General features: G+C 45.6%; 21 protein-coding genes, 1 tRNA gene, 1 pseudogene and 1 other annotated feature. Of the genes and pseudogenes, 9 read left to right on the top strand and 14 right to left on the bottom strand.

The window, feature by feature from the left end; genetic code table 11:
• Positions 1-93: 93 nt before the first annotated feature.
• On the bottom strand, positions 94-1,437 hold the full coding sequence (locus tag MLD56_RS09260) for an ABC transporter substrate-binding protein (RefSeq protein WP_029516750.1): 1,344 nt from the start codon (positions 1,435-1,437) through the stop codon (positions 94-96).
• A 508-nt stretch (positions 1,438-1,945) separates the two neighbouring features.
• Between MLD56_RS09260 and MLD56_RS09255 the strand changes: the two genes are divergently transcribed.
• Complete coding sequence (locus tag MLD56_RS09255; protein WP_029516749.1) at positions 1,946-2,875, top strand: ArsR/SmtB family transcription factor; 930 nt, start codon at positions 1,946-1,948, stop codon at positions 2,873-2,875.
• Between the two features lie 56 nt (positions 2,876-2,931).
• Here the strand turns inward: MLD56_RS09255 and MLD56_RS26050 are convergent.
• A pseudogene (locus MLD56_RS26050) lies at positions 2,932-3,641 on the bottom strand (DUF1361 domain-containing protein).
• Positions 3,642-3,736: 95 nt separating this feature from the next.
• On the bottom strand, positions 3,737-4,345 hold the full coding sequence (locus tag MLD56_RS09245; protein WP_029516748.1) for a DUF1349 domain-containing protein: 609 nt from the start codon (positions 4,343-4,345) through the stop codon (positions 3,737-3,739).
• Positions 4,346-4,534: 189 nt separating this feature from the next.
• Positions 4,535-4,773 (top strand) — a binding site (T-box leader).
• A 43-nt stretch (positions 4,774-4,816) separates the two neighbouring features.
• Here MLD56_RS09245 and MLD56_RS09240 point away from each other — a divergent pair.
• Positions 4,817-6,001, top strand: coding sequence for an aminotransferase class I/II-fold pyridoxal phosphate-dependent enzyme (locus tag MLD56_RS09240; RefSeq protein ID WP_029516747.1), 1,185 nt, complete (start codon positions 4,817-4,819; stop codon positions 5,999-6,001).
• A 177-nt stretch (positions 6,002-6,178) separates the two neighbouring features.
• On the opposite strand, the gene MLD56_RS09235 is transcribed toward MLD56_RS09240, so the two are convergent.
• Genes MLD56_RS09235 through MLD56_RS09220 form a run of 4 tightly spaced genes read right to left on the bottom strand, consistent with a single transcriptional unit; the run spans position 6,179 to position 8,385 of the window.
• Complete coding sequence (locus tag MLD56_RS09235) at positions 6,179-6,739, bottom strand: GrpB family protein (protein WP_029516746.1); 561 nt, start codon at positions 6,737-6,739, stop codon at positions 6,179-6,181.
• Between the two features lie 20 nt (positions 6,740-6,759).
• Entirely contained in the window at positions 6,760-7,350 is a 591-nt protein-coding gene (locus tag MLD56_RS09230) for an O-acetyl-ADP-ribose deacetylase (RefSeq protein ID WP_049816950.1), read from the bottom strand.
• 32 nt (positions 7,351-7,382) lie between these two features.
• Positions 7,383-7,775, bottom strand: a complete 393-nt coding sequence (locus MLD56_RS09225; protein ID WP_029516744.1) for a hypothetical protein — start codon at positions 7,773-7,775, stop codon at positions 7,383-7,385.
• Positions 7,776-7,797: 22 nt separating this feature from the next.
• Positions 7,798-8,385, bottom strand: coding sequence for a TetR/AcrR family transcriptional regulator (locus MLD56_RS09220; RefSeq protein WP_029516743.1), 588 nt, complete (start codon positions 8,383-8,385; stop codon positions 7,798-7,800).
• Between the two features lie 195 nt (positions 8,386-8,580).
• Between MLD56_RS09220 and MLD56_RS09215 the strand changes: the two genes are divergently transcribed.
• A complete protein-coding gene (locus tag MLD56_RS09215) occupies positions 8,581-9,816 on the top strand; it encodes an MFS transporter (RefSeq protein WP_029516742.1) in 1,236 nt (411 codons plus the stop codon).
• Between the two features lie 86 nt (positions 9,817-9,902).
• On the opposite strand, the gene MLD56_RS09210 is transcribed toward MLD56_RS09215, so the two are convergent.
• From MLD56_RS09210 to fabF, 3 genes are all read right to left on the bottom strand, one after another.
• Entirely contained in the window at positions 9,903-10,643 is a 741-nt protein-coding gene (locus MLD56_RS09210; protein WP_029516741.1) for a zinc ribbon domain-containing protein, read from the bottom strand.
• Positions 10,644-10,750: 107 nt separating this feature from the next.
• Entirely contained in the window at positions 10,751-11,704 is a 954-nt protein-coding gene (locus MLD56_RS09205; protein ID WP_029516740.1) for a helix-turn-helix transcriptional regulator, read from the bottom strand.
• Positions 11,705-11,997: 293 nt separating this feature from the next.
• Positions 11,998-13,236: a beta-ketoacyl-ACP synthase II gene (gene fabF, locus MLD56_RS09200; RefSeq protein WP_029516739.1), complete on the bottom strand. Its 1,239-nt coding sequence runs from the start codon at positions 13,234-13,236 to the stop codon at positions 11,998-12,000.
• A gap of 163 nt (positions 13,237-13,399) precedes the next feature.
• Here fabF and MLD56_RS09195 point away from each other — a divergent pair, with 163 nt between their 5' ends.
• From MLD56_RS09195 to MLD56_RS09180, 4 genes are all read left to right on the top strand, one after another.
• A complete protein-coding gene (locus MLD56_RS09195; RefSeq protein WP_023988057.1) occupies positions 13,400-14,239 on the top strand; it encodes a helix-turn-helix transcriptional regulator in 840 nt (279 codons plus the stop codon).
• 136 nt (positions 14,240-14,375) lie between these two features.
• Positions 14,376-16,190 (top strand): DEAD/DEAH box helicase, encoded by a 1,815-nt coding sequence (locus tag MLD56_RS09190; RefSeq protein ID WP_029516738.1) that lies wholly within the window; start codon positions 14,376-14,378, stop codon positions 16,188-16,190.
• Between the two features lies 1 nt (position 16,191).
• Entirely contained in the window at positions 16,192-17,142 is a 951-nt protein-coding gene (locus MLD56_RS09185; RefSeq protein WP_029516737.1) for a YqhG family protein, read from the top strand.
• 259 nt (positions 17,143-17,401) lie between these two features.
• Positions 17,402-18,457: a hypothetical protein gene (locus MLD56_RS09180; protein ID WP_029516736.1), complete on the top strand. Its 1,056-nt coding sequence runs from the start codon at positions 17,402-17,404 to the stop codon at positions 18,455-18,457.
• Positions 18,458-18,556: 99 nt separating this feature from the next.
• On the opposite strand, the gene MLD56_RS09175 is transcribed toward MLD56_RS09180, so the two are convergent.
• The gene (locus MLD56_RS09175; RefSeq protein ID WP_029516735.1) at positions 18,557-18,748 is read right to left on the bottom strand and encodes a YqzE family protein; all 192 of its coding nucleotides are present in this window, start codon (positions 18,746-18,748) and stop codon (positions 18,557-18,559) included.
• Between the two features lie 210 nt (positions 18,749-18,958).
• On the opposite strand from MLD56_RS09175, the gene MLD56_RS09170 reads away from it, so the two are divergent.
• Positions 18,959-19,720, top strand: a complete 762-nt coding sequence (locus MLD56_RS09170; protein WP_029516734.1) for an N-acetylmuramoyl-L-alanine amidase — start codon at positions 18,959-18,961, stop codon at positions 19,718-19,720.
• A gap of 22 nt (positions 19,721-19,742) precedes the next feature.
• Here the strand turns inward: MLD56_RS09170 and MLD56_RS09165 are convergent, their stop codons facing one another.
• The 3 genes from MLD56_RS09165 to MLD56_RS09155 form a co-directional block, all read right to left on the bottom strand.
• Positions 19,743-20,630 (bottom strand): divergent polysaccharide deacetylase family protein, encoded by an 888-nt coding sequence (locus MLD56_RS09165; protein ID WP_049816949.1) that lies wholly within the window; start codon positions 20,628-20,630, stop codon positions 19,743-19,745.
• Between the two features lie 123 nt (positions 20,631-20,753).
• Complete coding sequence (gene msrA, locus MLD56_RS09160; RefSeq protein WP_029516733.1) at positions 20,754-21,266, bottom strand: peptide-methionine (S)-S-oxide reductase MsrA; 513 nt, start codon at positions 21,264-21,266, stop codon at positions 20,754-20,756.
• Positions 21,267-21,443: 177 nt separating this feature from the next.
• Positions 21,444-21,528: transfer RNA gene (locus MLD56_RS09155), tRNA-Leu, on the bottom strand.
• Positions 21,529-21,750: 222 nt separating this feature from the next.
• On the opposite strand from MLD56_RS09155, the gene MLD56_RS09150 reads away from it, so the two are divergent.
• The gene (locus MLD56_RS09150) at positions 21,751-22,287 is read left to right on the top strand and encodes a YhjD family protein (protein WP_029516732.1); all 537 of its coding nucleotides are present in this window, start codon (positions 21,751-21,753) and stop codon (positions 22,285-22,287) included.
• The last annotated feature ends 48 nt before the right edge of the window (positions 22,288-22,335 follow it).

The following is a 22,335-nucleotide window of genomic DNA, read 5'->3' as shown; positions in this document are numbered from 1 at the left end:
AGGGCTCACCTCTGTTTCTAATTTGGAATGAAGATGATGTTAGCAGCATGATATTCAGCCACTAACATCATCCTTTTTTCCTCTATTTACGCATTATTTCTGTGATTTTTTCTCTTGCTCCACCGCTTTATCCAGCAGTTTCTGCATCTTCGGTTGTTCTTGTTTCACATAATCTGCCGCCGTAATTTTACCATCCAGCACAGGTTGAATATCTGTGAAGAAAATATCGTACCATTCTGCATTATACGTATAGTTGCCTGGTAATGAGCGTCCATAGTCATTTACGATATCAATAAATTCTTGTTTATTGTTAGGCTTGGTTTTCGTATCTTTGGACCATTCATCAGCCATGTCCAGCAGATTCGGAATTTGTACCTTGGCATCTACGAGCTGCTTCATTCCTTCTTTAGAAGTCGTCAGATAGTTAACCAGTTCAACAGCTTCATCCGGGTATTTTGTTTTAGAGGAAACGCCGATACCCAGAGAACCGATCCATGTTGCTGATTTGCCAGTCGATCCGGCTGGGAACGGCAGTAAATCATATTCGAATGGCAGTTTTTCAAATGTACTCATATCCCAAGGACCAACCGGGAAGAATGCCATTTCGCCCTTCATCCAACGTTGGTATGTGTCCAATGTTTGTGATTGTTCAATACCAGGTGTGATTTTATATTTGTTTTGCATGTCAGCAAAGTACTGAAGAGCTTCCGCAAATTTCGGATCATCAATCGTTACTTTCGTTTTGCTCTCATCCAGCCAATCAGCCCCATTACTCCATACAAAGGCTTGCAATGCCCACTGAACGTTAAAACCTGTACCGTATTGATCTGGCTTGCCGTCACCATTGGTATCTTTGGTCAACTCTTGGCTAACCTTGATAAATTCATCCCATGTATACGGTTTGTCTTTGTCAGGCAATGGAACGCCCGCTTTTTCGAACATCGTTTTGTTGTAGCCAAGTGCGAATGGACCTAAGTCCTTCGGCATACCGTAAATATCTCCTTGACCGGCCATTTTACCGTCATAGCGATACAAATCTATACCGTATTTCCAGATGTTATCCAGTTTAATATCCTTGTTCTTCTCAATGTAAGGAGTGAGATTCTTCAATACCCCACTGTTTACATAAGCTTTCACATCTCCAGGGGCAAAGTAAAAGATATCTGGAAGATTATTTCCTGTGATCGCAGCTCTTAGCTTTGTAGCATATTGATCCGCTGCCGTCACGACCATTTTAACTTTTACGCCAGGATGTTCCTCTTCAAATTTCTTGATTACTTCCTTATAAGCCTTTTGTTCATCTGTGCCACCACGGAACATGAATGTCAGTTCCTTACTTCCATCACTACTGGAACTTCCCCCACTACAACCAGCCAGTGCAGCCACCATTAACAACAGAACAACCATTGTTATTGCAAAACCTTTTTTCTTTATCAACGCGACCCCTCCTAAGTTTAAATGAAACCGCATACATTTAGTGTTAAAATAACTTTATACCACTCGGCCTAATCTTTAACTGTGCGGTACACAACCCGTTGTTGATTGCCGCTGTGATTATCATCCCTCTCATGTACCATATAATTAACATTTTACTTTATCAATAATGAATTCGTTTACAAACAAAATATAGCATGCCTTTCCTCGGTTCGTCAATGTATTTTTCAATCTTTTTAAATAATTATAAAACATAGATTAGAGTAACATGGAAAGCAAAATTAAATCGTATTTAAGTTAACTTTTATCGAAATAATCAGTAATAAAGCTTAAATACGAATTATTTTTGAAGTAATTCTTAATTTGGAGTTTAATTTTCTCCCCTCTTTATTTAGTAAAAAAAATTTACAAAAAAGCAGTTTACTTCTTTTTGATTTTATTTTAACATAAATCAAAGTAAATATATAAGCGCTTACATCACAATTTTTATAGATAAGGATGGTCTATAGCTATGATTTATATTAAGGACTTAATGTCAGGATTAGATATTTTTAAAGCACTGGGTTCAGAAATCCGCATTCAAATTCTCGAGTTACTTGCCTACCAGGGACAAAGTATGAATGACATTGCTAACAAACTTAATTTGAGCAACGGTACCATTACAATGCATATTCGAAAATTGGAAGAATGCGGCCTTGTGGAGATCAATACCGTGAGCGGCAAGCACGGCACCCGAAAAATGTGCTATTTGAACAAGGATAAACTGATGGTAGATTTGCGCAGTAGAGAACAAAAAAATGTGTATGAGGTTGAGATTCGCGTAGGTCATTATAGTAACTATCAAGCGTCCCCCACTTGTGGATTGGTGACCCGAGACAGCATTATCGGCGATTTTGATGATCCACGCTATTTTGCAGATCCCGGGCGGCTGGAGTCGGAAATGATCTGGATGGCTGAGGGCTTTTTGGAATACCGTATCCCCAACTATCTGAAAGCGAATCAATCCTTTAAAGAAATTCAATTCTCCGCAGAACTGGGCTCAGAAGCACCCTGCTATTGTGAGGAATATCCCTCCGATATTTGTTTTCACATTAACGGTATCCCTATTGGGCACTGGACCAGCGCCGGAGATTTTGGAGAAGTGCCGGGGGTTCTCAATCCAGATTGGTGGCCACCGCATCTGAATCAATATGGTATGCTCAAATTAATTCGCATCAATCAACAAGGCAGCTTCATTGATGGGTGCCGCATTTCCGAGGTCACAATAGATGATATTAACCTTAATTATAAAAGCGACATTACACTCCGTTTATCTGTAACCGATGAATCAGAAAACAAAGGAGGACTCACTATTTTTGGCAAAAGATTCGGGAATTTCAGTCAGGATCTGCTTGTGCGCGTGCTTTACGATGTGCATGGGGAGGACAACGCCAACTCCTGACTCGCCACATGTAAAAATAGGCCGAAGCCTGTATTCATGGAATACATGTCCTCGGCCTAAACTTCCTGATCCTCACTTAAAGAGATATAGATCAATAAATAAAAAATGACTGCTATCCCAAACACCAGCCAGCAAAAGGACAGCAAATGAAGCCTAGGTCCAGCATATACTCCCCATCTCCAAATATCCGTAAGGAGCACCAGTGGCTGCAACAACACATCCCAGCTATTCCAGCGAGCAAATCTGCCTATATATACGCCTATGCTGTCCAGCCACAACAACACCAAAACTACAGCCCATGCGAGCCCCTTTGAACAAATCCTCCTCAGCATATGATGGATCACCAACACACAAAGGGATGTAAGAAAAAGGCCAAGCCCTGCTGCTGAAAAAGACGTAAATAAGATTAACCAAAATTGGGTGTTCAACCAAAAACGTGTATCAGGATTCACATCTAAAAACGAAACGCATGAAGTAACTCAGTCACCAAATAGAGAGCATTCGGCAGAAAAAACAACCATACAATTAAAGAGAAAAATAAAAGAATACTCCTCACTTTTGTACTTCGCAGTCTGGATAAAGCCATCATGCCGAGAGTGATAAAGACCGGAACCCAGGCCAGGAATATATCCCAGTACAGAAATTGATACATCCTCGTTCCGCTTGTGGACTGTAAATACATAATGAGCCCGAAACAGCCCAACGTAGCTACAAGCAGCACTCCCAACAAACTGGGCAGCTTGTAACCCTTCCTTCTTAACAGCAAGTTTCCATCTACCTCCTGCCTGAGTTGCGTATATACGTCTTTTCTAATCCTAATTTTATAACGCTTTCATATTAAGAAAGAGGGTCTTTGTCTGTTTACTCCACGTTTCGTATGTCCTCAGATACATGGTTTGTTATCGTCAAGGCATCAAAGGTAACAGCACAGCCCTCCCCCACGGGAGATTGAGCAACAACTCCGACTTTTAGCTGGTTAGGAACATTCATCCCAAAATATCTCGCCAGCTTCCAATGCTGACCATCTGATGAATAATGAAATGCAAAGCAATTTCCAGCTCGTGCCACTCGTAAATACGGATTGGACACGTCCATCGCCCCAGAGATACAATCATCAGATGTATCCCGTGTGACCACACTAAGAATAGATGGAATGCTTTCGAAATATTCAAAACACAGCTTAGCCCAGCGGGTATCATCCGCCATTATCATCAAACATCCTGAATCATAAGGCTGCTTCATATCAACACGAACCCTCGTCCATATTGTAAAATCACCTTGAAGCGTTGTATGCAAAAAAGGTGCGGACGATTTAGTCGCTGCGCCGGACGGATCCCTAAAGAAATCTGCCTGTGAAGGTGCAAAAATTTGCAAAGACTTGGTATCATCAAATCTCCATTCTGTCGGCTCATTGATCCAGCTCCAATCCGCCGGCAAAACTTCACCGCTAAAGCGTTCAAATACGTTCATATGGATACCATTCCTCTCTGGCAATATAGTTATATAACACATTGAAATCTGGGGCACAATCCCCTTGATACCACTATATACGTTATTTTCCAGTCGTCAATAATGATGATATGTCTTTAGAGTTTATGAAAAAAAGACTTGCCATCCTGAAATGTTGTGCTTATAATTACACCTAACTTGATACGGTAACAAATTTCAATGACGAGAACGAGTAAGCTATACAGCGGATTTGCAGAGAGTTGGGGCAGGTGAAAGCCAACATTCCGAGGGTAGCCGAACGCCATCTCTGAGAAGCGGGCTGAACCTGAAGTAAGCTCTGCCGCCTTTCCAGCGTTAACCGGAACACGTATTGATGGATACGTGAACAGAGTGTCATTTCCTATGGAATGAAACTAGGGTGGTAACACGGGTATAAACTCGTCCCTTTTACAGGGGCGGGTTTTTTTGTTTTTCAAAAAGGAGGAAATCATCATGACAAATGTATCGACAGTAGTATCTATAACCGATTTTTTGACTCCAGCTGTACGGGAAATGCCGCCTTCAGGCATCCGTAAGTTTTTCGAATATAGTACAGGCAGAAAAGATATTGTATCGCTTGGTGTCGGTGAACCCGACTTTGTAACCCCTCAACATGTCAGAAAGGCCTGTATCACAGCACTGGAAAATGGCAAAACATCATACACACCAAATGCCGGTCTTCCTGAGCTTCGTGAGGAGATTGCCGGGTATCTGGAGAGCAACTTCAACACATCCTACAACCCGACAGATGAAATCATGGTTACCATTGGCAGCAGTGAAGCCCTAGATTTGGCACTACGCGCCCTCATCTCAACACACGATGAAATACTCATTCCGGCTCCATGTTATATTTCGTATTCGCCCATCACGTTTCTGAACGGAGGACATACCGTAACGGTTGAAACCTCTGCGAATCAGCAGTTCAAGCTGACAGCTGAGGCACTTCAAGCCAAGCTGACTCCACGATCCAAAGTGCTTATTCTCTGTTACCCGAATAATCCAACGGGTGGGGTGATGACCTATGAGGATTGGCTACCGATTGCCCGCCTGGTTGAGGAGCATAATCTTGTCGTCATATCAGACGAAATTTATGCTGAACTGACCTATGGACAGAAGCATGTAAGCTTCGCTGCTCTGCCAGGAATGAAAGAGCGCACCCTGCTCATCAGCGGCTTTTCCAAAGCATTTGCGATGACAGGCTGGAGGGTCGGCTATGTGTGTGGCCCCAGAGAGTTGATTTCAGCTATGCTGAAGATTCATCAATATACCGCCATGTGCGCTCCTATTATCGGGCAAATTGCCGCTATTGAATCCCTGCGTAACGGGCTGGAGGAAAAAGATCGTATGATGGAGTCCTACAATCTGCGTAGAAAATGGTTCGTTGAAGGCCTATGTCAGACAGGACTGCCATGTCACGAACCAAACGGTGCCTTCTATGCTTTTCCCTCCATTATGCACACAGGGTTAAACTCAGAGCAGTTTGCCAAGCGGTTGCTGGAAGAAGAAGGAGTCATTACTGTACCCGGTTCCGCATTTGGCTCAGGCGGCGAGGGCTTTATCCGCTGCTCGTATGCATCATCGCGAGATCAGTTGGAAATGGCTTTAGAGCGCATTAGCGCATTTTTGAAGCGCCTGTAAATGCGATTTTTCCTATCTTGAAATGAACATGAGTACTGGATGAACCCTACTGTAACAGCTTCTGAATAAGCTTTTTCTGGTGTGCTGGCAAGCCTTCCGGCCATTCCCCTACACGGCAATAACAAATGTCGGAGACTTCAGCGCTTGGTCGGAAAGTACCCGGAATGTCCGGTCGTCCTAGTCTTTAGGATGTCCGATATTCAGAACGTTTTGCACAAAATCAGTCTTGGCATCCGTGTACGCTTCACGATCATGCTGATTTTCCATCGCCAGCCGCCTTTTTAATACATCATATTGCTGAATCAGCTCAGGCTGTTCACGAAGTCGGTTCCGAAACAATAGCTGCCGATCCCAATGCTCATCAGATTTCAGTATGAGATGCAGATGTCCCTTTCTTTGATCCTGTTCCACTTTAACCAAAAATCTTCTCCATTCCCGACCGTCCAATTCAGGCGGAACATAGTTCCAGCCTGCTGGTTGTAAAGTAGACACGATCTGTTCCAGTTGATCCCAAGATTCTAATTTTGCCATTATGTCAATAATGGGCTTAGCGGAAAGATTGGGAATTGCCGTGCTTCCTATATGTTCGATTTCCGTCACCTTAAACGGCAGTAATAACTCCCGCAACTGGTGAATGATCTTTAGGCCCTGCTCTGACCAGGCAGGATCAGGATTCACTATTTTTACAGGCTCCGTAGCCCACACCGGCCAATGTTCCTGGTTTTGCTCCTCATGCATTCATGATCCCCCCCTAATTTCTATTCATGTATTCTCTCTTCAACTGTATCTTTTTGAATATCCTTAACACCATCTTGTAACTTACGGCTGTATAACTGAGCATTTTCCGCATCAAAACAAACAAAAATAATCTCATTCAAACCGGCATGTTCACGTACAAAACGTGTCACTTCCTGTATAGCAATATCCGCCGCCTTTTCTTTGGGGAAACAGTAGATGCCTGTGCTGATATTCGGAAAAGCAATGCTTCGTGCATTCAGTTCTAAAGCTAATTGGAGTGCATTATGGTAGCATTTCGCCAATAGCTCCTCTTCCCGATGGTCGCCACCATTCCACACAGGGCCGACGGTATGAATAACATATTGGGCATCCAGCTTGCCAGCTGTGGTATAAACTGCCTCTCCTACGGGACATCCACCCTGCTTGTTTCTGATACTTACACAATCTTCTAAGATAGCCGGACCGCCAGCCCTATGAATCGCGCCGTCTACGCCACCGCCACCCAGCAAGCTTGTATTGGCTGCATTGACAATAATATCCGCCTTACAACGGGTAATATCCCCTTGCAACACACGTATTGTCACGTTCAATAGTTCAATTTGGGTATCCATTGATCCTCTCCCTCTTCTAAAAATCAACTCGTTTATATAGTCATCTTATAGTCTCTACAGGCAATTTCTACTATATCGTCATAGGTTTTCAACATATAGTGCTTTAGATTTTTCCCCCGTGCGCTTGCTACTGTAGCTAATAACGGCGTATCTATAAGCTCATCAAAGCTGCTGCCCTGCGTATATTCCCGTTCAGACATGTGCAAAGCGACGTCCAATTCAATCATGTTGAAGTAGTAGACTTCTGTAAATATCAGTTCATAAGGCACAAAATCATCTGCTGCTTCCGTTGCCAGCCCCCCATTAATCTCTCCCTTTAAAATCAGCTCCTTCTTCGAATAATTCATATGCACATGGTCCAAATAGATCGCATCTCGTCCATACAATACTCCAATCGGGGTTTGAACGGCCTTTATCTGTGGCATCCACGCTCCCCTCCCTTCATCTCTATTTCCCATCCAGCAACATAAGTGCGGTCGCAACCGCATGATCCACAAAAGAACGCTCTGGGCGTGATTTCATCATCACGGTAATCCCGATTAACAAAGAGACCAACATATGCGCTAAAGCCCGTGCATCCATAGTCGCCTCAAGCTCCCCAGATTGAATACCACGTTCGAGGGTCTCCTGAAAGACAGCAGAAAGATACATTTGATGTTCTCTAGTTAAAATTTCGAATTTTTCATCATGAGGGGCTAATTCTACCATCGTGTTGATGCAAAAGCATCCCTTATTGGGTCCCTCCTCGTACTCTTCTGCCACCACTCCTCCAAAAAAATTGTAAAATGCTTCTTTTACAGATGAACTATTTTGCAGTTTAGCCCTTACACAAGCTGCATGAGATTGCGTATATTTGCGCAGCGCGGCTTCGAATAATTGCTTCTTGTCTCCAAAAGCAGCGTAAATGCTAGGACGCTGAATTCCCATTTTTAAGGTTAAATCGCTTAAAGAGGTAGCCTCGAATCCTTTTTCCCAAAAAATTTGCATCGCTGCATCCAACGCTTGATCTTCATCAAATTCCCGTGGTCGAACCATAAGCAGCTCCTTCTTTTCGTATCGTTCAGTATATTAAGATTGTATGATTACGAAAAGGAACTGTCAAATATGTACAGGATAAACTCTTGACATAACATATATGCACGAGTTATATTGACCTAAATTAATTACATACCAATCGGTATATTATACTTAACGGTATGTAACTTACAGAAAGCGATGTGGTATGTGAAAATGAAGACGTCAGAAGAAAGAGCGGTACTCTTCCCTCATCAAACGGTAGCAAATGCTACCGAAACAGCCCCCATTCCCTCCCTGTCCCGATCTGTGGCACTCCTATTTGCCATAGCCTGCGGGCTCGCTGTCGCTAACATTTACTATGCACAGCCACTGCTGGATGCGCTGGCAAATGAATTTGGCATTACGCACTCATCGGTAGGCATGGTCATTACCATCACGCAAATTTGTTATGCATTGGGTTTATTGCTGCTCGTCCCGCTTGGCGATCTTTTGAATCGACGGCGGCTGATTGCTGGGCAAATGCTACTGTCCGTGCTGGCATTAAGCGTGGTTAGCTTTGCTCCTACTCGTACAATACTGCTTATGGGAATGGCAATGGTTGGACTGCTGGCTGTAGTTACTCAAACACTCGTGGCTTTCGCCTCTACCTTGGCTAATCCGACTGAACGGGGTAAGGTCGTAGGTCTGGTGACCAGTGGAGTCGTTATCGGCATTCTGCTTGCACGAACCGTGGCCGGTGTATTAACTGATCTGGCAGGCTGGCGTTCAGTTTACCTTGTTTCTGCTATACTTACGCTGTTTATGGCTGTAGCTCTGTTGCGGGTGTTGCCAAAGAACGAACCCACGAGTGCGGCACTTTCCTATCCGCAGCTGCTCCGATCGGTTATCTTGTTGTTCGTGCAAGAACGAATTCTACGCATTCGCGCTGTCCTTGCGTTGCTCATTTTTATGGCATTCAGCATATTGTGGACTTCGCTTGTGTTACCTCTCAGTGCCCCGCCTCTATCTCTTTCACATACAGCCATCGGAGCCTTTGGCCTGGCTGGAGTCGCCGGAGCATTAGCAGCAGCACGAGCAGGGCGTCTTGCTGATCAAGGCTTGGGACAACGGACGACAGGTATCGCACTCGTTGTATTGCTGCTGTCCTGGTTACCTATCCGCTACACCGAGCATTCTTTGTTCGCTTTAGTTCTTGGCGTAATACTTTTGGATTTGGCCGTACAGGCTGTACATGTCACCAACCAAAGCTTGATTTTCAATGTTCGCCCTGAGGCACGGAGCCGACTTACCGCAGGCTACATGATATTTTATTCCATCGGTAGCGCCACCGGGGCTATTGCTTCCACTCATATGTACATCTATGCCGGATGGAACGGGGTGTGTCTATTAGGAGCTGGTGTCAGTGCTCTGGCTCTCATCTTTTGGGCTGTGACCCGACGTTCAACTTGATGGGGAGAATGCTATGGATTGAATCAGAAAAAACCGCCGGGTCCACGACAATGACCGGGTGGTTCTCTTCTGTCACGACAAAATCATCACTTGATTGCGATATAAATCAAAACAGGTTCATCAGGACTGCCATACACTTCAAAATCACCTGTGTATGTCCGCTCCCCTTGTCCCGTGGCAGCCCACTCCCAGATCGTCTGCCATACTCGGAAGATAGAAGAGGGTTCCTGAGTTGTCTGAAAAATGGCGTAGCGTGCAGCCGGAATAACAAGTTCTTCAAGATCGTCAGGAGTTTGGAAATCAACAGCCGCTTCCTTCCCGATAAAGAATGTATACTCGCCCAAAGCTCCATTTTCATAGTCAGTATAGCAACCATAGACGGAAGCAGATCCTTCATGCCCCCTGATCCGACCTGGCACACCCTCGCTCCAAAAACGTTCCCACATATTTGGAATGATCCCGTGAGATGTTTGTTCCTTCTGATTATTTGTACGTGCTTTTAGTCCAATTAAATGGATTTCACCTCGGTATTCCTCCCGAATGGGTCCATCAAGTTGAAGCTCTGTATCCTCTAAAGACCTCCACCTTTTCAAATGCGGTAGGTAATTACGCAGCATCGAAGTCGCTTCTTCTGCCTGCATCCCCTCTTCTACCAGGATAGGCACACACTGCTGAATCATCCCCTCCATAGTCAATTCAGGCTGTACAAATTCGCCTTCCTTGTAACAATACTTGCAATACTCATCCGTTTTATGATGTTGTGCATCCGTTCCATATTGGTCCTCATGCTCCAGCGGCATCCCACAACTTTGACAAGCTTTATCCATCCTCGTAAATCCCCTTTCGCTATCTGATATCAGGTATGCCACCAGTATAACGAAACAAACCTGACAACTATGGGTCAGGTTTGTTTTACTTTAATCTAAGAATTCCTTTATGATTCCCGAACTTCTTCGTAATTAGACGCAATACGCAGCGCCATCTTATGAATCTTATCCCGCAAATGGGCTGGTTCTTTGACAACCACATCCGGTCCCAGGCTTAAAATAAATCCGTACGCCCATGCATCCTCAGGAAACGGGACCGAGACCGTATAGATCCCTTCCTCCTGCTCGGTCAATGCTTCTACGCCAAACCAGTCCTCCGCCAGATGCCTTGAGTTACGGTTAAATTGTAGCGTAAATGGTTGTACGGCCCTGGATACCTCCATCCGCCCCTCATTCCACGGCAACACTTCATAAGAAAGATCCCTGCGAGCAAAAACGGTCTCTGTAACCACAAGGTCACTCATGCGGGAAAGCTTGAATAGACGAAACTGCTCCCTATCGGGACAATATGCATATACAAACCATTGTTGTCCTTTCAGAACGAGCGTATGCGGTTCAACATTCCGTTCTGTAATGGCTCCCCCCGCATTTCGATAGGTAAAGGCGACAGTGCGCGCTTGGCTCATTGCTTCTTTTACCTTTATCAATTTGCCTTCCTGCGCAGCCCGATTTCCCCATCCCGAATGATCGACGATAAACTGTGTGGTATGGACACTAAATTGCTCTTTCCCAGACTCTGGTATAATACTTTCAAATTTATGAAGTAACCGCGACACATTCGGGCCGCCCAACGACGAGGACAAACTCTGCAGCCCCATTACAATGTCCTTGACATCATGATCCGTCAACATACTGCGATCCAGGCGGTATCCTTCCATCAAGCCGATCCCCCCATTGGCTCCCTGATAAGTCACCACCGGAATACCTGCCATACTAATCGCTTCAATATCTCTATAGATCGTCCGGATCGAAACCTCATATAAATCAGCCAGTTCCTTCGCTTGTATTCTATTTTTCTTTAGTAGCAAAATGACGATAGAAAGCAATCGGTCAATTTTCATTTTTTCAAAACCTTTCACCATTAATAAAAATAAGCCATGAACTCCTCATCGTATTCCTTCATCTTACTCTATCTCTTATCTTGGGATTTAGCAAAAATCCATTGAGCGACTTTCAATAAACAAGATATAGATCGAAATGGTTTAGTTCGTCTATATCTTGCACTTCAGAGCCACTAGTATCGAATTTTGCAAAATCCGGATCTAAAATGAATCTGTTATTCTTCAATTAAAATAACCTCAGGTACTCTATCCAGCCGAATAGAATGCCTGAGGTTTCAATAACTCCTTACAAATTATGATTCGTAGCGCTTCAGCACAATGACCGCATTATGACCACCGAAGCCGAAAGAATTAGATAGCCCAATATTTAGTAGAGCCTTGCGCGCTTCGTGAGGCACATAATCCAGATCGCAAGCCGGGTCCGGATTGTCCAGGTGCATCGTTGGTGGAATGATGCCCTCCCGTAGGCTTTGCACAAGCGCAATCGCTTCGACCCCGCCCGCAGCTCCCAGCATATGACCCAGCATGGACTTATTCGCAGTAACCGGAATCTGATAGGCATAGTCGCCAAACAGTTTGTGGATTGCCAAAGTTTCAGCGGTATCCCCTACAGCTGTACTCGTTGCGTGGGCACTGATCACGTCCACTTCTTCCGGGGAGATGTGAGCCGAACGAAGGGCCGCTTTCATCGCCAAGTAAGCTCCGGTTCCTTCGGGATGCGGTGCAACCATGTGATAAGCATCCGAACTCGCTCCATAACCGATGACCTCACCATAGATTTCCGCTCCCCTCCGGGTAGCGTGCTCCAGCGACTCCAGTACTAGGATGCCTGCTCCTTCGCTCATGACAAAACCGTCACGATCTTGATCAAACGGCCGGCTTGCTATCGAAGGCTCCTCGTTACGTGTGGACAAGGCTGTTGCATTAGCGAAACTTGCCAAGGCCAATCGGGACACCGCTGCTTCAGCTCCACCGGCAAATATGACATCCGCATCTCCTGTACGAATCGTCCGAAACGCCTCTCCAATTGCTGTATTCCCAATAGAGCAAGCCGTCACGGGGGAAAGCGTAGGTCCCATCGCTCCAAACGCGATACTAATTTGAGCAGCAGCCATATTTGAGATCATCATGGGTACCAGCGTCGGGCTAACTCTGCCCGGTCCACGCTGTAGCAGTACATCTACATTGTCCACCAACGTATCCAAACCGCCGACTCCCGATCCCACATAAACACCGACACGCTCCAAATCGGTGTGATCCAGTTCCAGACCGGAATCCTTGAGCGCTTGCTCTGCCGCATATAGTGCAAACTGAGTAAACCGATCCATTCGTCTAGCATCTTTACGTCCCCATTGCTTTTCTGCATCAAAATCCTGTACCAGTCCAGCAATTTGTGCTTTCAAATCGGACACATCGAATGTATCAATTTTACGTATACCTGAATTGCCTTCCAGCAAATTCTTCCACAACGTGTCCACTTCATTACCCAGTGGGGAAACGACACCCATACCTGTTATCACTACTCTTTGCATAAGCTATTCATTCCTCCTGCTCGGTGACTTACTTATAATCCTCATTTTACCCTCGTCTTATCCTATTACAAGTGTTTGTTTATCCTGGTATAATGAACACTACTATAGTATACGCCTTATTGGCTCACTTCGGATATACCCATTGAATGGAGAGAAAATACCTATGAAAACGGAAGCACGTCTGGAAGCACTATCTGTTTTTCTAAAAACAAAAAGAGCCCGCCTACACCCACATATGGTCGGTCTTCCCCAAGGATCACGTCGGAGAACACCAGGCTTGCGCAGAGAAGAAGTCGCTCAGCTGGCTGGTGTCAGTACGACCTGGTATACCTGGCTGGAGCAAGGACGAGATATTAAGGTGTCCGCCTCTGTGTTGGATGCTATTGCTGCCGCATTGCAGTTGAACACAGACGAGCGCAAATATTTGTATGATTTGGCGATCGAGGCTGGGTCTCACAGCCTTCCTGCTCCTGCAGAGCAAGCCGTCATTTCCCCCTCTCTGCAAAAGATCGTACAAGAGCTGCACTACTGCCCTGCTATTATTTCAGATCGGCGCTGTCATATTGTCGGCTGGAACGCCGCTGCTGCTCATGTTTTTATGGATTTTGCCGAGCTACCACATGAGCAACGCAATATGATTGAACTGCTATTCACCAAAAAGGAGTTTAAAAGTCTAGCTGTGAATTGGGAACACTTTGTAAAGGGGTTCCTTGCTATTTTCCGCGCTTATTACGGGCAATACGTGACAGATCCCTGGTATGCACAATTTATACAAAATATGAGCCAGGCCTACCCGGAGTTTAACGAGCTTTGGAATCAGAGCGAAGTAAGCTCTGCACCGGAGGTGCTCATTGAATTTCGTCATGCGAAGGCTGGCAAAATGCTATTTGACCTAACTTCTCTTCAGGTACAAGGCAGTGTTGATCTCCGTTGCAGTATCTACACCCCCAATGCGCAAACCTCAACGGAAAGCAAACTCCAAAAGTTAATGGAAGGCAGCTAAAGGATTTCATCCCTCCTGTTATGAAGATATCATTTTCCGTCCATACTACATCTACGATCTGTGCAAAAATAGATGCCACGTATGTGACAGAACCAAGAGCTTCAACTGTGCTACTACCAGGAGGGAGGGAATCATCATGAAAGCCAAATCGACAAGTTCCCCGCACATACACAATCAAGCGCCACTGCCTGTTCCGGTGCAATTTGATCGAAGCTGGCAGGATGAGCTGGACCAACGCCTACGCAAAGGTGGCCCTTGGGGAGATTGGAATCTGTATCAGCTGGCCATTGAGGCAGAAAAAGTCAAACTGGTGCCGAACTTCGATGAGCTTCAATGTCTACAGCATTTGCAAGACCTCACTCCACTACCCCATCAGCTGGATACCGCTCGGAAGGTACTGTTTCAAATGTCCGGACGTGCCATTCTTGCCGATGAAGTCGGCCTGGGCAAAACGATCGAAGCTGGAATGATCCTAAAGGAATATCTGGTTCGCGGGCTGGCTTCCAAAGTGCTTATTCTTGTACCCGCATCCCTGGTCCTACAATGGGTGCGTGAGCTGAACAGCAAATTCGGTATTCCCGCTGTCGCCCAGAAAAAAGCGTATTCTTGGTCTTCCGAGGTTGTCGTGGCCTCTATGGATACTGCCAAGCGAGAGCCCCATAGTAACATCCTGCTAGATACCGATTATGACCTGCTCATTATAGACGAGGCCCATAAGCTGAAAAATAAAAAGACATCCAACTACCAGTTCATTATGAAGCTGCGTAAAAAATATTGTTTGCTCCTGACAGCGACACCTGTACAAAACGATCTGTCTGAGCTGTTTAACCTGATTACACTGCTCAAGCCCGGTCAATTGGGAAGACATGGCGATTTTTCAGCCAACTTTGTTGTAGATAAACGTCTGCCCAAAAATGAAGATCAGCTCAAGGATGAGCTGTCTAAAGTCATGATCCGCAATCGTCGCGGAGAAGGCCCAGTTCAATTCACCAAACGAAATGTTTCCAATATTCACTTGGAACTTTCGCCGGAAGAGCAAGCGCTGTACGATGGGGTAACCTCTTTTGTCAAAGAGCAATACCAGGCGAATGGCGGAAATTTAAGTAGCATGCTGTCTCTCGTTACCCTTCAACGGGAAGTGTGCAGCAGCCGGGACGCTGTGTTCGTGACGCTGGTCAATTTGTCTAAAAAAATGGCTCCAGACTCTCCCCTACGCGATCGTGTCTGGGATTTGGTTGCACACATTAAAGCGATCAAGGCCAATTCCAAAGCAGAAAAGGCGCTCGAGCTTATCCGTCAGATGAACGAAAAGGTGATCATTTTTACAGAATACAGAGCCACACAGGAGTATTTGCTGAACTATTTCCGTGACCGTGGCCTATCTGCTGTTCCTTACCGAGGCGGTATGAACCGTGGACGCAAGGATTGGATGATGGATCTGTTCCGTGGGCGCATTCAGGTCATGATTGCCACCGAAGCGGGTGGTGAAGGCATTAACCTGCAATTTTGTCACCATATGATTAACTTCGATTTACCGTGGAACCCCATGCGCGTGGAGCAGCGGATCGGACGGGTGCATCGACTTGGACAGACGCATGATGTTAATATTTTCAACTTGTCCACAACCGGAACGATTGAGGAGCATATCCTACATCTGCTGCATGAAAAAATAAATATGTTTGAGATGGTCATTGGCGGATTGGACGTTATTCTGGAGAAGTTTGAGAAGAAAGAATCCATTGAAAAAAGTTTGTATAAAATCATGCTTGAATCCAATAGCGATGATGAAATTCGCAAAAAAATGCAAAAACTGGGCCACTCGCTGGATTCCATCAAACAGGAAATGGAACAACTGCGCACAGACCAGCCAAACACCGAGAACTTATTAGGCTTAGCAGGCAATACGGTTCCTCCGGGTAAAGCTCGACGCAGTGTGAAGGGAGGTCGCTAGTTTGACCATGGATGCACAGCAAGTCCAGCGTTTTGTCCACACCTATCTGGAAGCTACCGGATGCAGTGTCATTGAGAGGTCACCCCACCATGTAACCGTCAAGCTTTCTCCAGAAGCGGATAAAGCCTTAACAAACCGGCCCTACTATTGGGGATACGTGGAGCGTACTGGCGTTCCAGCGCAGACGATGTCCTTCACCTTCATCTTTGATGGGGAAGCCTATCGCACAGAACAGGAACGTTTAGCGGACCATACACCCCCAACTCCAGCATCAGGCAACGCAGCACAAGATCAGGTCATGGGGCGTTACTTCGGTCATGTACCGACGTTACCACAATTGGGACCTGGACGTATTTTGCAGGAGGAGCTTCGATATGGAAGCCGTCGGCTGCACCAAATTTTTGAAGCCGCACGGGATGGAGGAAAATATGTTTATTTGTTTGAGCAGCCTGATGCCCGTCAGTTGTCTGCCCGCTCTCCCGTAGTCTATGAAGCTTGGCTCAGCATCTGCTATAAAATTGAATTCGCTTGCGATTTGAAGCGTGAGGAACTTCATTGGCTAGGTATTTCGCTCAAAAGCGGCACCATTGTAACCGATTTTGGCGCCATGCTCGAAACCCGGCAGCTCAGCCCGCTGCTGGCGGGCAATATGCATGTACAGCCTGCCAAGCTATCTGTCCCGGAAGCTTCCACCTCGCTTGAAAGCTACCTCACTGAACAACTCCGTCAGCAAGACTATGGTTGGGCTGAGCAGGCGAAGGAACGATTGCGCGAGGAATTGGAGGTCATTGACCACTACTACGAAGATCTAATCAAGGAGCAGAAAGAGGAAGAGGAAAAAAAAGAAGCCATATCCGAGCAGCATCAAGCCCGACGTAAAGAAATGGTATGGCAATATGAGCCAAAGGTACTCGTATCCGCCATTAACTGCGGGATATTTCATCTGCGGTAACCGATATCTCTCGCTCCTTCGCAGGAAAGTTGCAGAGATATCGTCAGCTTGTAACATCTTGCTTCAGCCTACATCAGTTTCCGCTGCTGTAACCACAAGTTTGGTTAAACATGTCCCCTATGTATCGACAGCAAAAAGCGAACCTGGATATGACATTTACGCCGACAAGGTGCAGCAGTCTTTTTATGGGACAGGCTGTATGCTGGATAAAAAAGAATGCCTCCGTCGGGCAATCAAGCCGACAGAAAGGTGGATACCATTGAAGAAGAGTCATTCCGGGCACTATAGCATAGGTATGATCGCAGCTGTTCTGATCGGCCTGTCTGCAGTCTGTCCGTTCGCTTCCATTCATGCGGCTCCCTCAGTCGCACAAAGCAACAATTTAAACTCGGTGTCTCTCTACAACGAAAGCTCGTGGGTTCCTCCATTGAACTCCACGAGTCCGGTTACCCCTTCCCCGGGTGACGTTTCTGCAAGTTTTCCTACTGAGGAGCAAGGCGTGCCCGCAGACGTAAAACAGGCTGCAAACAACACAGTACAATCCCTATCGTCGCAGCCCCCTTTTGCCTCGTGGAAAGATGCTGAGCTTAGCTATCATCCGCTCGGACCTGGAACCCATAGTTGGCTTGTTCAAGTAAACCGTGCGGGAGAATATATCGGCTATCTGATTATCGGATCAGACTCAAATGGCATATATCAACTCAACGAATACGGGAATGGCCCGGGTGGGCCTTATAGTATGGATGTACTTCGTCAATCCCTGGTGTCGCTCACAGATACTGATCTTTCATCTATCGACAAGCTGCAAATCACACCTATGTATGAGGAACCGCTACTAGCCTACTGGCTGGTGCGTTCCTCTACAGGCAGCCGAATATGTATTGATGCTGTGACTGGCGATCCGTTACCTGTAGAAGTGGCAGATGGGAGTTGGAAACATAAGCTTCAGGACAACGCATTCTCTTCATCTGTACCCTTTTTGAAAACACAGGCGCAGGCGGTTACGGTCTCGTCTGCTCCTTTCGATCCCTATGACGACCTGGGGTGGCTTCAACCCAAGCAAAAGCTTTCCGTCCGTAACACAGGCCAATTTATGGATACACTGAGTATTTCGCCGCGTATTATATTTTCTGCCACAGGTATCAATTTTGCCTTTGGGGGTCCCTTATCCATTAGTGGGTATCAGTCCTGGATATCCCCAGATCATCCGTCCCAATCCAATTTATATGCGTTAACCTACCATCATGGACTTTCCCGATTTGTACCATTAAAAAAGTTATTGTCAGCTGGCGAATTCTATCGTTTGGACTCCTAGTTATAAAGAAACATGATAATGATTCGGAATGATCTCTACAACATAAAAAGAGACCTCAAAATGGCATACCCTATGCCTCTTGTGGTCTCTTTGGCGAGCTTAATGTCGCTCCCTTCGCCCTCTGCGTGTGGATTTCATCCACATTTTCAGAGCGAGAGGCAACATGCCAAACCATTTGCTCCCCCACGGCTCTCTGGCTTGTTTTTGACTGCGCCGAACATCACGCGGCGTTTCCATATAGCGAACAATCCGCTGCGTAATATACGTCACCAGTTCGTCACTCTTCGCCATCATCCATGACCTCCTCCGAATCTGCGCCTATCCTTTCCATCTTACGTTGCTTGGAAATATCGGATTTACACGTTAGGTGCAGATAAAACTAGCTTGCTCATTTTCCAAAAGGTCTAACCCCTGTGGGAATAACTATGCATGGTTTCCCTTAAATGGAACATACTATCTTCAATCAGTAAATAATCAATTCGTCCACTGGAGGAATAGAACGTGCGGAATAAAAAGTTAAACAAGATAGGGATGACAAGGCTGGGATTGAGTCTATGCATTCTTTGCAGTGCTGTATTTGCCCCATTTACCTATATAGCTGCCCAGCCTGACGATAAAAGTAAGGAACCGAACAAGTATACAGATGTTCCGCCCAGCGTACATTCGTCCTATCACGCTTTTGCCAAGCCCGTTGTACTGATTGATGTAGGCCATGGTGGTGTGGATGGTGGAGCAAGTCACAAAGGAATTTTGGAAAAAGACATCAATCTCGCCATTGCTCAAAAGCTGTACTTGATTTTACGATCCCAGGGATATTCTGCCGTTCTGAATCGGGACAAGGACTACGCACTGAGTGACGACAACCGTTGGCTACAGTCCAAATCCCGGCATCTTAAAGACCTTGCTCAACGTAAAAGCTTAACAGAACAACTGCCCACCGCTTTGGTTGTAAGCCTGCATGTCAATTGGACCAAACGTGCCGAAAAACGGGGACCCATTGTGCTGTATCAGGATGAAGGCAGCAGCTATCTGTTAGCTGAACGGATTCAGCATTCATTAAACCGCTTATTTTGCATGAATAGAAAAACAGTGTACGGAAAACCCTTTTATCTTTTGAATAAGATCCAGCACCCTGCTGTCATTGTGGAAACCGGATTTATCAGTAACGAACAGGACAGAGCTATGCTTTCCGAGGATCGTGGTCAAAAAAGCATTGCAGGAGCTATTGCCGAAGGCATTATTGCGCATCTGACGGCATGGTAGTGTTGATGGCTGGGTCTCCCGTTCATCCCCATACAGCTCGCACCAAATCGCTAATACCCACAAATTTGGTGTGCTCCTTTAGCTTGGGAACCGAGGAATGAAGAGCGGAGGATGTGTACATGCCCGACACGCCGACATGCCCAATCGTTACACAGGTGTTGTGCTCATCCAGCCATTCAACCACTTTTGTAAGTTGCCGATTCACATGGACGAGGGTATGGACATCATCCAGAAAAACATCATTGCGTACCGGTGGCATTCCTTTTTTAGCGGCAAGCTCAGGCACCACCGACCAATAATTAGTACGGCTATCGACAAAAAATAGTCCATGCTCTTTACAAACATCAAGAACTATGGACATAATGCGCTTATCTGAAGTAACCTTGGAACCCATGTGGTTGTTCATCCCTATCGCATAAGGAACATCCTTAATCGCTGCTGTCACCTTAGCGTGTACTTCTTCATCCGTCATATTAGCCTTAATTGCTCCGGGTCCGAGCCATTCGGGCTTTCCCTGTTTTGGCTCCATTGGAAGATGGACGATGACGTCATGACCACGCTTATGCGCTTCCATAGCGTCCTGCTTGGTTGTAGGCAGGAAGGGCATCACAGCAACAGTAATCTTAACGGGTAAATTTAAAATTTGCTCAGTCCCTTTCATATTGTTTCCCAGATCGTCAATAATGACAGCAACCATCCTTTGCGACTCGTCCTGTTTGTCTATTGCTTCTGCAACACCAGTACTACAGACCATGAATAACATGCATACCGAAATACAGAGTACTACGGTTCTTCGCATTTTGGAGCTTGAATGGAATACAGGTACATAAGCTGGCTCTTTCCGGCCGCGCGATGCCTTTAAAGCCTTTTTTATTATATTTCTCATGTGCAGCTTCCGTCGTGTACTCATTGCGGGTCAGCCTCCTTCTCTGTCCCTTCATTGTGTGAGTAACCTCGTCTAAATATGTATAAGGCAGACCAGGAATACTCCCTGATCTGCCTTATCGTGCGTAGAAACGTATGTTAAAGCGGCTTACCAGTTCTTATCCATAAATTCATCACGGCCTGATTGAGCCCGATCTTCCTTATAGTGCTTCACGTTTTTCTTGTGGTAATCCTGATGATAATCCTCTGCCGGATAAAAAATCGAAGCTGGAAGGATCTCCGTTACAATTGGCTTATCAAAGCGTCCACTTTGTGCCAACTGCTCCTTGGACTGCTGCGCAAGCTTCCTTTGCTGCTCTGTATGATAAAAAATTGCGGGTTTATACTGTGTGCCCCTGTCCTGAAATTGACCTTCCCCGTCAGTAGGGTCTGTTTGTGGCCAATATAATTCGAGCAGCTTTTCATAAGGAAACAGCTCAGGCTCAAACGTAATCTGCACCACCTCGTAGTGGCCTGTAGTTCCTGTTTTAACCTGCTCATAGGTGGGATTGGGAATCGTTCCTCCAGTGTATCCTGACACAATGCCATGAATGCCCGGCTGCTCTTCAAACGGAGTCACCATACACCAGAAGCACCCACCTGCAAAAGTTGCTTTCTCCATCTTACATCCAACCTTTCAATAACTTCATCATAAAATTTTCTATCATATCTGGAAATCCATAGTTTGCGTGAAGACAAGAAACGTGTTCAGCTTAAACTATGAGCAAATCCCCAGAAATATAAGAAAAAGGTCTCTAAAACTGCTACGAGAGCAATTCTATAGACCTTTTCTAATGGATGCGGTCGAGAGGACTCGAACCTCCACGGGGGGTTAGCCCACACGGACCTGAACCGTGCGCGTCTGCCAATTCCGCCACGACCGCATATAAATTATCGTTTATCCTCGAAAGATCAATCTTTCTTAGCGACAAGATAGATCATACCATGCATATATCAAGATGTCAAACCTTTTATGTTCGTTAATTTCCTCTTGATAAAAAAGGAATAATAAACTAAAATAAGAACATAGGTTCTCGGGAATGAATGTTCCTTTTCTTCAATCGTTTATGAATTATCATCACATTTTCCTAAGGCGGTGAATGGTAATGACCTCTTTAGATACTACTCAGCATGAATGGTCTCTTGTGAAAAGTTATCTGCTCCTTACCTTTATTCAAAAAGTATTTGAGCGGGACAGCCTAATTCTTGAAGAAAGCGGTATGCTGAAAACCCCTGATCTTTATGTCGAAATGGTTAACGCAGGTGTAGATCGTACCGGAATCCTACTGTCTGAAGTAAAACATGAATTTAATAAATATCACATTCATGTTCTGGACATACAACAAAACCACTCCGGCGTTCACGCCACCTATATAAGTAAAGGCAATAAAGAGCAGTTCAGTATGGCAATGCCAGCATTCCGCAAAGAAATGTATGAGCGGATGCGAGCATATCTGGGGCTCTCAACCTCTATGCCCCATACAGCTGCCCTTCCTTTACTAGAGAAACATCGCCCCGAATTACCAAACAATTCAACTTCCAACCCCCTACGCATCGTTGATCGAAGTTTGGTTACATCCTCTTTGGCTTATAAGCGTAAAACGTCTCGCCCTGCTGCTGTTGCCGCAAGCAGAAGAGCATAATCCCCGCACAATAAACACGCAAAAAAAAAGCTTCCGCAGACACCAACT

The organism is Paenibacillus peoriae, from assembly GCF_022531965.1.
Taxonomy (GTDB): Bacteria; Bacillota; Bacilli; order Paenibacillales; family Paenibacillaceae; genus Paenibacillus; species Paenibacillus polymyxa_D.
Note: the sequence above shows the minus strand (reverse complement) of the source record. Positions and strands in the feature narration are given on the sequence as shown.

Coding starts and splice junctions, on each gene's coding strand:
- MLD56_RS09215 (WP_029516742.1), top strand. CDS start 8,581: ATGAAGACGTCAGAAGAAAGAGCGGTACTCTTCCCTCATCAAACGGTA.
- fabF (WP_029516739.1), bottom strand. CDS start 13,236: ATGCAAAGAGTAGTGATAACAGGTATGGGTGTCGTTTCCCCACTGGGT.
- MLD56_RS09230 (WP_049816950.1), bottom strand. CDS start 7,350: ATGGATACCCAAATTGAACTATTGAACGTGACAATACGTGTGTTGCAA.
- MLD56_RS09210 (WP_029516741.1), bottom strand. CDS start 10,643: ATGGATAAAGCTTGTCAAAGTTGTGGGATGCCGCTGGAGCATGAGGAC.
- msrA (WP_029516733.1), bottom strand. CDS start 21,266: ATGGAGAAAGCAACTTTTGCAGGTGGGTGCTTCTGGTGTATGGTGACT.
- MLD56_RS09175 (WP_029516735.1), bottom strand. CDS start 18,748: ATGGCGAAGAGTGACGAACTGGTGACGTATATTACGCAGCGGATTGTT.
- MLD56_RS09255 (WP_029516749.1), top strand. CDS start 1,946: ATGATTTATATTAAGGACTTAATGTCAGGATTAGATATTTTTAAAGCA.
- MLD56_RS09190 (WP_029516738.1), top strand. CDS start 14,376: ATGAAAGCCAAATCGACAAGTTCCCCGCACATACACAATCAAGCGCCA.
- MLD56_RS09205 (WP_029516740.1), bottom strand. CDS start 11,704: ATGAAAATTGACCGATTGCTTTCTATCGTCATTTTGCTACTAAAGAAA.
- MLD56_RS09220 (WP_029516743.1), bottom strand. CDS start 8,385: ATGGTTCGACCACGGGAATTTGATGAAGATCAAGCGTTGGATGCAGCG.
- MLD56_RS09150 (WP_029516732.1), top strand. CDS start 21,751: ATGACCTCTTTAGATACTACTCAGCATGAATGGTCTCTTGTGAAAAGT.
- MLD56_RS09195 (WP_023988057.1), top strand. CDS start 13,400: ATGAAAACGGAAGCACGTCTGGAAGCACTATCTGTTTTTCTAAAAACA.
- MLD56_RS09240 (WP_029516747.1), top strand. CDS start 4,817: ATGACAAATGTATCGACAGTAGTATCTATAACCGATTTTTTGACTCCA.
- MLD56_RS09225 (WP_029516744.1), bottom strand. CDS start 7,775: ATGCCACAGATAAAGGCCGTTCAAACCCCGATTGGAGTATTGTATGGA.
- MLD56_RS09235 (WP_029516746.1), bottom strand. CDS start 6,739: ATGCATGAGGAGCAAAACCAGGAACATTGGCCGGTGTGGGCTACGGAG.
- MLD56_RS09165 (WP_049816949.1), bottom strand. CDS start 20,630: ATGAGTACACGACGGAAGCTGCACATGAGAAATATAATAAAAAAGGCT.
- MLD56_RS09245 (WP_029516748.1), bottom strand. CDS start 4,345: ATGAACGTATTTGAACGCTTTAGCGGTGAAGTTTTGCCGGCGGATTGG.